The following is an 11488-nucleotide window of genomic DNA, read 5'->3' as shown; positions in this document are numbered from 1 at the left end:
TCGTCAGGCGCGGGCGGCTCACCGGGTCACCGCCGGTCCGGCGACGACGACGGCGCGGGGTCGCGCTGCGCCTCGATCCAGGCGGTCACGTCGGCCACTGCGAACTTGAGGTGCTTGCCGAACCGGTATGCGCGGGGCCCGAGGCCGCGGGCGCGCCAGTCGTAGACCGTCGAGACCGGGACGCCCAGATAGGCCGAGAGCTCGCGGATGTCGAGCAGTGGCGGCAGGCCGGTCAGGGGGTGCGGGAGGGGTGCAGGAGTGCTCATGCCCGGCAGGTGCACCGGGCGTCCCGGGCCATCCGGGAGGGTCCGGGAGCAACACCGCCGGGCCGAACGCCGGGGCCGCGAGGGCACCCCGCGGGAGGGGTTTTTGATGGGTATTTGATGGCCGGTTCAAATCTCACCTACGCAGAAGCCGCGGGAACCCTTGGGTTTCCGCGGCTTCGTGGTCGGGCTGACAGGATTTGAACCTGCGACCCCTTGACCCCCAGGTGCCCGGATGACCCGCCTTGCGTCCCTTGACCAGGGGTTTTGCCTTTCAGCCGTGTGCTCCGCGCGCCTTCCTTTGCATGGTTTGCAGGCTGTTGGTCACCTGATTGGTCCACTTCCCAAAGGCGTTCCGGCGGGCGGACCGAAAGGCCGGCCGCGTTGTCGCCGCAGGGGACGTTGAGCAAACGTCACAAAGGATCCATGGGGCGGCCAATCCGTCCGAGGCTTCCCGACCGACCCGTAGCTCCAGCGCGACAGACATGACGGCGCCTCACGCCCCGCCCGGAAGGCGCCGGAGGTACTCATGGAATCACGCTATAGCGCTTGGACGCTGCCAGCTGAAGCGGGTCGTGGGCCTGTGGACAACCCGGAGGCGGTTCCGCCGAACCGACGCAAACATGCAGAAACACGCTGCAAGGCAGTTCGAATCGCCCTTCGGCACGAAACGGCGAGCGGACGTCTGGCCTACTCGTTCACCAAATGCGAAACTTCCCACCGTGGACTCGGACAAATACAAAGGGCTGTACCCCGTGCAGGCAACGTTCGCACCTGCGCGGGCTGGATACCTCATTCAACCAGGCAGCCGGGCAGGCTTTCGCCGCGCGGTACAAGAAGCCAGCACGAGGTGGGGCGGCGCTGCGGAACCAATATTTCCTATCCCGGACGACGCCGATCCTGCGCCTTGGGTGAAAGCCCTGCTGGAGCTGACCCATATCGATGGCCTCGTTAATGTCGACCTTGCAGATTCCGGTGCAAAGCGCACGGCGGAAGCGTTGGACCTTCCCTGGGTGCCTCTGCGGTCAATCGACCGCTGGGGACCGGTGTATATCAACACCCATCCGCTATCACTGCCCTCGATCTCTATCGAGAGCCTCGGCCCGCACTTCACGGCGGCTCCATCCAGTCGCCTTTGGGAGGCTGTGGCCGCAGGCGACCTGCCAGCAGAGCACCTGGACGAAGCCCACCGCCGGGGCGTCAACGTTTCGACATCAAGCTCTGCGGACGGTGTCGGCCGCGCCCAGCTTCGCAATGCGACGTGGATCGCCCAGACTCTCGCCGCGTTTAGCGAGACGTACGCCTCGCCCGCTCCCGCCAACATTCCCAGCGTCGTCTGGATAACCGCGAACGACAGCCTCGACGATGCCTTGGACTTCTGGAACGTCAGGGCACTCAGGCCCAGGGGCATCGGCACCATGCCGATGTTTCTTCTTCCTGCAGAGGACGTCCCCCACTGGCTGGGTTTCGAAGCGCAGCTCGCGAGCGCCCTCAGCCGCCCGGACGAAATCTCCCCCGATGTCTTTCTTACAAGCTCAAGCGCGTCGACAGAGGAGCTCGCGGGCATTGCCTCCACCCTCGGCCTCGTACCCGCCGCGAACGAGGAGACGCGAACCTCGGTCCATTTCCCGCCGCCGGTTGAGCGCCGACACGCTCCGTTCACCTATCGCATCGTGGCGGGAGTGGATCAGTACGTTAGCTTCGACAGGCACTACGGTGTCACCACCCATCTGGACGCGCACGCTTTCACGGGCCGGTCGACCATCTTGCAGTTCGCTTCGCCGATTGCCTTCGACGGTGGCGGGGCCACCAAGGTGCGTTTGCGTTCAACCCTTTTCGACGGCCTTCCGAGGCGTGAGGTGATCTCGTCCTCCATGATCCCGGGTGCGGTCTGGGGCGGCGACGAGCTCGAGATCGCCGTTCCAGCCTTGGCCCAGTACCGGTTTGAGATGAAGGTTCCGGAGCTGAGCGATGCCTTGATTGCCCTCATCGATGCTGCGGCCGAGAGCCACGCTTCGTCGGACAAAGGAAGCATTGCCTCGATGTTCCTTGCTCGCGAGGGAGACACTGCCGCCCTTCTGGAGCCGGACATCTTCGAGGCAATTCGGGGCCTCACGACACCGCGATCGAAGCGGTTCTTGGATGAGCTAGAGAGAATCACCGGAACCGAGGCCTCATCCGATGACCTGATCGAATTCGCTCGCGATTGGGCATCGCAGAGCAAGAGGGCCTACCGGCTGCCTGGCAACGTCGGGCTCCCTGCCGTCGATGCCACTGTTGCGCTTGAGCGGCTCTGCGGTCTGGGGTGGGCGGAACGGGGCTTCGAGCTCAAATGCCGCTCGTGTCGGACGTCGAGCTTCATGCCGCTCGCGAACGTGCCGCAGGCCGGGGCGGCCTGCCCAGCTTGCCGAGCGCCGGGAGGATACACCGGCGCAAACGCTGGGCCAAGCGTCTTCTACCGGCTAGATGGACTTATCGACCGGGCGAGCGACCAGGGCGTCTTTCCTCACTTATTGACGATTGCGGCGCTGCATAAGAAGGAACCGCTGTCGTGGTTCCTTCCCGGCGTCGACTTTACGTTCGAAGACCGCGACCGCCGAGAGGCAGACATCGTGGGGCTGTTTGCAGGACGACTCACGGTAGGGGAAGTCAAGACCCGCGGAGCGGAATTCACCGCTGAGCAAATCGAGCGGGACATCAATTTGGCTCAAAGGCTCGGCGCGGAGGTCTATGTCCTCTCGGCCCCCGACGAGATCTCGGAAGAATCAGAGTCGATAGCGCGGGCCCGATCCACAGATGTCGGCATTCAGCTGATCCTCCTTAACAGGACAGACCTCAGACCGTGAACACTGGTTGCCGCCAGCGGGCAGCGAACCTGAGGTGCATGTTTCGGCCGCCCGCGACCAACGTACACACAAGGGCTCGGCTGGAGCGGCACCGCCGGAGGCGCTCAAGGCGGCCGTGGTGGAGAAGCTTGAAGCTTGGGAAGGCGCCGTCGTACTGCGGATCTCTTCGCGAGTGGAGCCGTGCCCCTGCTGCCTTGTACGTGTACATGACGGGGGCGTAGCATCGCCCGAGTATGCCTCCCGTCGTGGACGGCCAGACCACGGCGCCTGTAGAACCAAGTCGAACAGCCGCCGAGGTTCCGTCCCCCAAGATTCGGGTCCCTGCGAGCAACAGTGTAGGAGCGCTTGGATCGGTGAGGTGCGACTAATCGATCGACGAGGGGGCGTTGTGGCGGACAGCTTCGACAAGTTTGAGGCGCCGGTAGACCATCCAATTGCGACATCGACTGAGGACGCTCTTCAGCGCTCTCCGTTAGCGCACGACTTCGCCAGGACCTTGCGGTCGGTCAGCGCCGCCCAGGGCATTGTGGTCGGCGTGCTCGGCCCGTGGGGCTTCGGCAAGAGCTCGTTCGTGAATCTGATGAAGGAGGAGTTCGCGACGGATCCAGCCCTCACCGTTGTCGACTTCAATCCTTGGCTCTTTTCCGGAACGCAACAGCTGACAGACGTCTTCTTCGCCGAGCTGTCCTCGCAGCTTCGCATCAGGGGCAGCCGGTTCGGCGCCATCGCTGATCGCCTCGATGAGTACAGCGCGGTCTTGAGTCCGCTGGCCCTCATCCCGGGTTTCGGTTCGTGGTGGGACCGCTCAGTCAAGGCGTTCCAATCCGCCAATGCCCTCAGCAAGAAGCGCGCCAGCGCCACCTCTATGCGGACGAAGGTCACCGAGGCGTTGAGACAGGTTGAGAGGCCGATAGTCGTCGTCATCGACGACATCGACCGCCTGACAACTCCTGAGATCCGTGACATCTTCAAGCTCGTACGCCTCACGGCCAGTTTCCCCAACGTGATCTACGTGCTTGCCTTTGATCGCAACCGCGTTGAAGCCGCCCTCGACGAAGACGGCGTGCCCGGTCGCGCCTACCTTGAGAAGATCATCCAGCTAAGCTTCGATCTCCCGGCGATCCCCGATACCCTCCTTCGTTCCAGAGTCTTCGCCGAGCTAGACAGAATCATGGGACCGCTCGAAGGCTCGCTCTTCGATTCCACCCGATGGGCAGATGTCTATTTCGAGCTCATCGAACCGCTGATGTCAAACATGAGGGACGTCACCAGGCTTGCCGTCTCGGCCAAGCCCACCATCAATGCCCTGCACCAGGACGTCGAGCTCGTTGATGTGATCGCGCTGGAAGCCCTGCGGATCTTTCGACCCGAGATCTTCGCTGGCCTGCAGTCAATTCGTGCACTACTCACTAGCGTCGGATCATTCACGGAGCCGCTCCTCAAGCAGCACAAGGTCAAAATGGAAGAGGTCCTCGAGAAGTATGGCGACCCTGACCTCCTCAAGGACGTGATCAGAAGACTGTTCCCGGCCGCCCAGCGGCTCTTCGAGAACTATTCCTACGGCTCTGGCTCACTGGCCGGGTGGCGCCGAGCGCACCGCGTCGCGCACGCCGATTTCCTCTCGCTCTACTTGGACCGGGTTGCTCCCGCAGAGTTGGCGTCGTTCCGCGCCGCGGAGCACGCCTTCACCCTCATGACCGATCCTTCGGCCTTCAACGAGTTCCTTGACTCCATTCAAGAAGCCAAGGTCGAAGACACGATTGCCGCGCTTGAGGCGTATGAAGGAGAATTCCCTCTGGAGGCAGTTGTGCCGTCCAGCATCGTCTTGCTCAACCGAATACCGAAGCTGCCGCACCGGCCAAGCCAAGGGATCTTCGGTATTAGCCGGCCTGACTTGACCGTCGCGCGGGTCGTGGTCAGGCTTCTTCGAACCATGCAGGACGAGGGCGAGCGCGAGGCCGCCGTTCGTCTCATCCTTGCCGACGTGCATAGCTATTCCTCGCGGCTTCTTCTCATCCGCTCGATCGGCCATATCGAAGGCAGTGGCTCACGACTCGTCGGTGAGCCCGTTGCTGCGGAACTGGAAGCCCAGTTCGTTGGTGAAGCTAGATCAGTCTTGCCGTCGGACGGAGAGTCGGAGTGGGATCTGCTGCGCGTGTATCTATTTGCCACCTCGAGAGACGGTGAAGTAGATCCAGTCGATGTCTCCGGCCACCCTGATTTCGTGCGGGCCCTACTGGTATCGGCACGATCGGATCGTCGAACCCAGTCAATGGGTTCCCGGTATGTGGACATCGAGCCCCAGCTCGCATGGGAAGCGGTCGTGAAGGCAGTCGGAGAGGACCAGCTTAGGGAGTCCGTCGCTCTGCTCCGCGAGCTAGACGGTGACACGGAGGTCGTTGGCCTTGCCGAGAAGTATCTCAGTGGATGGCGGCCGCCTGAGTGGCGCGCCGGATAGCGGTTTCGAATTCATGCCTGCGGTCATCTCAGGGTCTACCGCGACTCGCTCGCTGTTGGGACACCGAGCGTGGGGCGTATTGCACAGGCGGTACGCCCCTCACTCGGTTCCTTCGCCGGATGGTCACAGCGTGTGCTGTCGTGTCGGCTGGCGCGAGATCCTTTGCTCGGAACCCGCCGGCGGCTGCGTGAAGGCGAGGGCGCGGAGCGGTGCTTGAGCGCGTGCCCTGTCGATCTTCTGTGCCACCGTCTCGGGTGGGGCACCCAGCGGTGTGCTTGCGGTGATGGCGTACCGGTCCCGGTACGCGGCTATGACCCGCGCGTGCTGCCGCCAGACTCCTACCCCCCTGTGGTCCCGAGGCGGGGCGCCGAGAGCCGCCGCCCAGGCAGCGTTCGCGTCCAACGCCTCCTCGAGCACGGCGTCGGCGCGTGCCTCGATGAGCTCTTCGCGTTCGTCGAGGGCGGCGCGCATGTCCTGGCTCATCGGCCCGTCGGCGCGCGGGATGAGCCCGGCGATGAGGCGCGGGGGTTTGCGGGTGCGCCCGGAGCCGGTTGGACGCGCGGTGGCCCCGGTCAGGCGGTGGTGGATGACCGCGGCGATGTCGTCGGCATCGTCGAATCCGCGAGCCTGGACGAGGCGCGGCAGGAGCTGGTCTAGGTCGTGGTGGTTGGCCTCGGCCTGTCGCAGCTCGGCGGTCAGAGCGCCGAACGCGTCGGAGTCGATGACGGCCCCGGCCTGGTCGCCGCTGAGGCCGCTGGCGCGGATGAGGTCGGCCCAGCGATCGTGCTGGGCGGCTTGGGCGATGGTCTCGTACTCTGCGGCGAGCCGGGCGATCGAGCCCCACGCCTCCTGCTCGGCGGTGATGGCCTCGTGGGCGGAGAGTTCGGCACCGACGTGCTGGAGCACCCCGTACAGGACGCTCCGGGCGGTGGCCCCGGGGTTCTCGGACGGGTGCGGTTCGCCGTGATCGTCGGGCCTGTTCAGCACCACGTATGCCTGGTTCGCCTCGCGTCCGCGGGTCATGGCGACGTAGAGGTTCTCCCGCGTCGTGGTCGGCTCCACCAGCACATGGGCGGTGTCAGCCGTGATGCCCTGCGCCCGGTGCGCGGTGACCGCGTACCCGAGATCGAGGTGCTCGGCCACGTACGAGGCCGGCAGGACGATGGCGCCCCCGAACCGGCGCCCGGCCCTGCGGACGGTTACCGAGCCGTCCCCGCGGACCGCGGTGACAGTCCAGTACTCGCCGTTGCGGACCCAGTCCCTGCCGTTGCGCAGCCGCCGGTCGTTGCGGCGGGTGATGACAATGTCGCCGACGCCCGCCCGGGTGCCGTCGTCCAGTTCGACCTCGCGGCCGGGTCTGAGGACGCCGTCGAGGATGAGGTCGGCGCGGGCCCGTCCGTTCAACGCGGTCACGTCTTCGCGGGACTCGGCGATCAGGACCGACACCCGGCCGTTGGCACGGTCGGCGCGCCAGCCCATGTAGGCGGCCTCGCTCATCGTCTCGGCCTCTCCCCTGGCAATGCGGCCGTGGTCGAGGTACGTGTCGATCGCCTCGGTGCGGCCGTGCCGCAGGTGAAGGGATGCGCTCTTCTCCCAGTCGTGGGTGAAGCGGTGGACGTCGAGGAGTTCGGGGGCGTCGGCGCGGTCGGAGACGAGGAGGCTGAAGGCGCCGCCGGCGTCGACGGATTGGAGCTGGGCGTAGTCCCCGACGAGCAGGACCTTCGCCCCGGCATCGGCGGCGGCTTGGGTGATGTGATCCAGGGAGAGGGTGCCGGCGAGGGAGGCTTCGTCGACGATGACGAGCTGCCCCGCGCCGAACGTGCTGCCGTGGAGTTCGTGGTCGGACTGCCACTTCGCCGTGTTCTCCGCCGGAATGCCCAAGTCGCCGGCGAGGACCTGAGCTGCGGCCGCGGACGGGGCGAGCCCGGCCACCGAGCCCTTGCCGTGTTCTGCCTCCCAGGCCCGGCGCAGGGCGTTCATCGCCGTGGTCTTGCCCGCTCCGGCGGGCCCGACGAGCACATCGACGACGCGGCCGGAGACCGCGACCGCGGCCAGGGCCGCGGCCTGATCCTCGCCGAGCACCCGGCCCTCCCGGTCGGGCCTAGTAGTGGCCTTCTCTAGCGTGCCGAGCGGGACCGTGGGGCCGGCGGTGCTGCGGGAGCGTTCGAGCAGCCGGTCCTCGGCGGCAAGCAGGTCCTCGGAGGAGAACACGGTCGAGTGCTTCGGCCGGAAGACGCTGGACCCGTCCGGGCGGCGGAACAGTGCCGGGCTGATCGCGAGCTCCGGCGGGGTCAGGCGCAGCGACGCGGCCTCGGCGGCTTCCACGACGAGCCCGACGACGGCCTCGCGGTCCTGTGTGGTGGCGAACCGGTAGCCCATCGTCTGCCGTGCTGCCTCGGCGGCCAGGTTCCACCGCCGCCACGTCGAGCGCTTCTCCCCCACCGCCTCGACCACGCTGCGCCCGAGGCCGGCGATGATGTCGAGCGGGATGTCATCCGCGCGCAAAAGCAGCGCCGGCCCGTTCTCCGTGACCCGGCGCGCCCACGCTGTGGCGTCCTCCCCCAGCGTCCCGGCGGCGCGGCGGCGCCACTCCGCGGTGAGGTCCGCGAGCGAGCGGACCTCCTTCTCCGGCCGGGTGGCCAGGGTCGCCTGGGCGCGCAGCTTCAGGATCGTCGGTCTCGAGGGCTGTCGTCCGTGCCGCTGGACGTACTCCCCGATGAGCCGGTTCTTCTCCGCCTCGATATGGCGGGAGCGGGTGGAGAACTCCGCCACCAGATCCTCCGGCACAGCGCTGATGGCCCAGGCGGGGTTGCGGTCGCGGCCCATCTCGCGCTGCTCCCAGCCGACGCCGAACGAGCGGGTCAGGTGGTCGGCGAAGACCGCCTCGTGCAGCTCCGAGAGCGCCACGGTCGCGGCGTGCATCGGCCGCCCATCCAGCGACCGCCACTTCCCGTCCTGGGCGGTCCGCACCTTGTTCGAGATCACCACATGGGTGTGCAGGTGCGGGTCCCCCGCCCGCGAGTCGTAGTGGTCGAACGCGGTCGCGACCACACCGGTCACCTCGACCTGCGCAACCGCCCCGTCGGCCCCGGTTGCACCGACCCGGGTCGCTGCAACCTCGCGCTCGAGGAACGCAACCATCTCCGCAACCGCCGTGTGGTGCGCGCCCGCGATCAGCGCCTGCGTTCCCGCGTCGGCCACCGCCCACAGCACGCTGGCGGACTTCGGGATCGAGAACGTGAAGTCGAACCCCGCAACCGCCCTGCGCGTGCCACGCGCGGCCTCCCCCGCCTCGATCGCGGCGACGGCCTCTGCCCGCTCGAGCGGACCCAGTCCAGGGTCGAGGCCCCTCACTCGCTGGGCGACCCGCTCGGAGGCGGGCCTGTACTCCGGATAGGCCCGACCCAAGGGCTCACCGGTGAGCGGGTCGCGACCCATCCCCACCAGCAGCTGCAGCTGAGGCTCGGAGACCTCATCGCCCGCGCGAAGCTCACCCGCGCCCAATCCGGGTAGGCCGCCGCCGAGCCAACGCCCCGGCGGGGTCCCCGCCTCGGCGTAGTAGCGAGTCAGAGGCGTCGACAGCGACCTATCCCCATCAGCCGCGGCCACAGTGCGCAGCAGATACCTGTACCCGTCCCCCGCACTCATCACCCGCATCGAAACCGTCACCACCGCCTCCTCGACGGTAAGGTGAACAGGAACGGCCCACGGGAGGAACGACGTGCCCAACGTTCCCGCGCACTGTGACGTCTGCTGCGATAAAGCCCGCTCAGACCTCAATGCAAGACGCGTGGCAGCTCGAAACGGGGTTCAGCAGCCCAGAGGCGAGAGCGGCCCAAGGGGACGAAGGAACGGCGGGCACCCAGTCAGACTCAGGCCGACTGCGATTGGGCCGCTGCGAGAATCATCGTTCGTGTCAGATCGGGCCGCGGCGGGGTGATCGTTTCGAAGCCTGGCACCGGCACCGAGATCTGGGTTTGGAGTTGACCTTGTCGGCGGAACGGACGCGACCGGCACCGTCCCGGACAGTGCCAGCGTCCTGCGCAACGTCGATGTCGCTGTCAATCGGCGCGGTCAGGGTCGCGTCGCACTCGGATCTGCCCAAGCCGTGGCACGGAGCGAGGCGCTCGCCATGATCACAACGTGGGCTAGCTTCGGGGCGTTCGAGGACAAAAGCAAGGGCCGGACCGCACCTTGGGTTCCTCGCCGATCTCACCGTGCTGGAATCTGATCCCCTCGATTCTGGGGGTGCAGGACATCGCGTACATCAGCAGTCGTCACTGAAGTGACCTCCCAGCCTCCGCGGAGCCTCGGAAGGGTGAGATCTCTGCGAGACGGCCGCCGCCGAACCACAGGGCGCCTTCGTCTTGTTCGTCGGCTTGATGGCGACGGAGTAGTCGGCGGCTTGGTCCTTGATCCCGTGGCGAAGCGGGCCGGACCAGGACTCCGGAGCGGCGCAACCGGCACACGAACTCCGCGCTGTAGCCCGTCACGGTCCAGCTCGAGCGGTCCCATCGCCACGGCGCTTTCGCGCTCCTTGGTGTGGTAACCGTGCTCGGCGTGCGCACCGCGCACGACCAGCCAATGCTTCTCATCGAGCTCAGTGCAGACGTCCTCGCTCGCTTGAAGTTCCTGTTTGGCTCCAGCGGGTGCCGTCCTCACGCTCCATGAACACCGCCAGGTGGACGTGGTCATTGCCCCACCGTGGCATTCGCAACCCCACTCGCCGCATCCGGATCCTGGACATCATCGAGGGCGCAAAGGACTCTGACCTCCGTCGAGCCGCTTCCGGCGTCCATCGAAGCCAGCCTTCGAATTCCCGTGACCCATGCGGACCCCAGTGTCGTGCAGCCGCGATCAGGCGGACATCGCCTCGGCCAACACGCGTAGAGGTGGAAGCCTTCCATGCATGGCCCCGAGACCATGCCCCTCGGTCGGCGCCGCAACGAACGTCGGGGGCGGGTGGTTCCGGGGAATGGAGGCCGGGTCACGGTCGCTCGTGCGTAGCCGACGGGCGCAGGCTCGGCACGATGTCGACGAGGAACTGCCGCAACGTCTCCGGCACGTCCACGGATTGGCGGTCGAAGAGCCACTGCGCCTGCAGACCGTTGATAAGGGAGACGGTCATGGTGGCGAGGGTCTCCGGCGTGGCGCTTGACTCGAGCAGACCGCGCTCCCGTAGGGATGAGTATGCTGCGGCGTAGAACTGGCGGAGGTCGCGGTAGTGGGCCACGTAGTGGCCGTGCGCGGGATGCTCGGCAGAGGTCGCCTCTCCTGACACGACCGCGTGGAGCTCGAGCAGTCCGGGCTTGAGCGTGTTGCCTCGAGCGACCTCGAGCATCCCGTGGAGCACTCCGAGGGGGTCCGTGCCAGCATTCAGGCCTCCGGTACGGGCGAGGAACTCCTCGTCGCGGTGTGCCCGGAGTTCGAGCACGGCGAGCAGCAGGTCTTCCTTTTTGGGGAAGTGGTGCAGGAGTCCGGTATAGCTGATGCCGGCGCGTCGGGCGATGTCCTTCATCGTGGTGCCGTAGAACCCGGTCTCGGCGAAGGCCTCGATGCACGACTCGATGATCCGCAGCTTCGTGGCCGCCGTCTTCGCGTAGGGGCCGCGCCCAGTACCGGTGCTCACCCCTCCACCCTAGCGGCCAGAGATAAAAATAGTTTCCCAATACGAGATTCGCATGTAGTGTGTCTGTCATCACACGGCGGGGCACCGCCCGCACCTCAAGCCAAGCGAGGGAATTACATGGCATCTGAAGGCCGGTTCGCCGGGAAGACCGTCATCGTCACGGGCGCAGGGTCAGGAATCGGCAGGGCCACCGCCGTCCGGCTGGCGGAGCAAGGCGCGCGGCTCGTCGCCACCGACATCGTGGCCGAGCGGCTCGACGAGCTCAAAGCTTCACTCCCAGCATCGGACGTGC

Annotated in this window: 6 protein-coding genes; 3 read left to right on the top strand and 3 right to left on the bottom strand. The window is 66.5% G+C overall.

What is annotated here, in order from left to right; genetic code table 11:
• Positions 1-26: 26 nt before the first annotated feature.
• Entirely contained in the window at positions 27-266 is a 240-nt protein-coding gene (locus tag ACLN58_RS11485) for a helix-turn-helix domain-containing protein (protein WP_415855390.1), read from the bottom strand.
• 908 nt (positions 267-1174) lie between these two features.
• Between ACLN58_RS11485 and ACLN58_RS11480 the strand changes: the two genes are divergently transcribed.
• Both ACLN58_RS11480 and ACLN58_RS11475 read left to right on the top strand, forming a co-directional pair.
• Complete coding sequence (locus ACLN58_RS11480) at positions 1175-3109, top strand: hypothetical protein (protein ID WP_415855389.1); 1935 nt, start codon at positions 1175-1177, stop codon at positions 3107-3109.
• Between the two features lie 388 nt (positions 3110-3497).
• The gene (locus tag ACLN58_RS11475; protein ID WP_415855388.1) at positions 3498-5567 is read left to right on the top strand and encodes a P-loop NTPase fold protein; all 2070 of its coding nucleotides are present in this window, start codon (positions 3498-3500) and stop codon (positions 5565-5567) included.
• A gap of 123 nt (positions 5568-5690) precedes the next feature.
• Here ACLN58_RS11475 and mobF read toward each other — a convergent pair whose 3' ends face one another.
• Positions 5691-9215 (bottom strand): MobF family relaxase, encoded by a 3525-nt coding sequence (gene mobF / locus ACLN58_RS11470; protein ID WP_415855392.1) that lies wholly within the window; start codon positions 9213-9215, stop codon positions 5691-5693.
• Positions 9216-10554: 1339 nt separating this feature from the next.
• Complete coding sequence (locus tag ACLN58_RS11465) at positions 10555-11196, bottom strand: TetR/AcrR family transcriptional regulator (RefSeq protein ID WP_415855387.1); 642 nt, start codon at positions 11194-11196, stop codon at positions 10555-10557.
• A gap of 117 nt (positions 11197-11313) precedes the next feature.
• Between ACLN58_RS11465 and ACLN58_RS11460 the strand changes: the two genes are divergently transcribed.
• A partial coding sequence (locus ACLN58_RS11460) for an SDR family NAD(P)-dependent oxidoreductase (RefSeq protein ID WP_415855391.1) occupies positions 11314-11488 on the top strand: 175 nt, incomplete at its 3' end.

The organism is Sinomonas sp. G460-2 (assembly GCF_047759905.1).
GTDB lineage: Bacteria > Actinomycetota > Actinomycetes > Actinomycetales > Micrococcaceae > Sinomonas.
Note: the sequence above shows the minus strand (reverse complement) of the source record. Positions and strands in the feature narration are given on the sequence as shown.

Bases quoted from the DNA above. Each gene is read 5' to 3' on its own strand.
- ACLN58_RS11485 (WP_415855390.1), bottom strand. From the start codon at position 266: ATGAGCACTCCTGCACCCCTCCCGCACCCCCTGACCGGCCTGCCGCCA.
- mobF (WP_415855392.1), bottom strand. From the start codon at position 9,215: ATGAGTGCGGGGGACGGGTACAGGTATCTGCTGCGCACTGTGGCCGCG.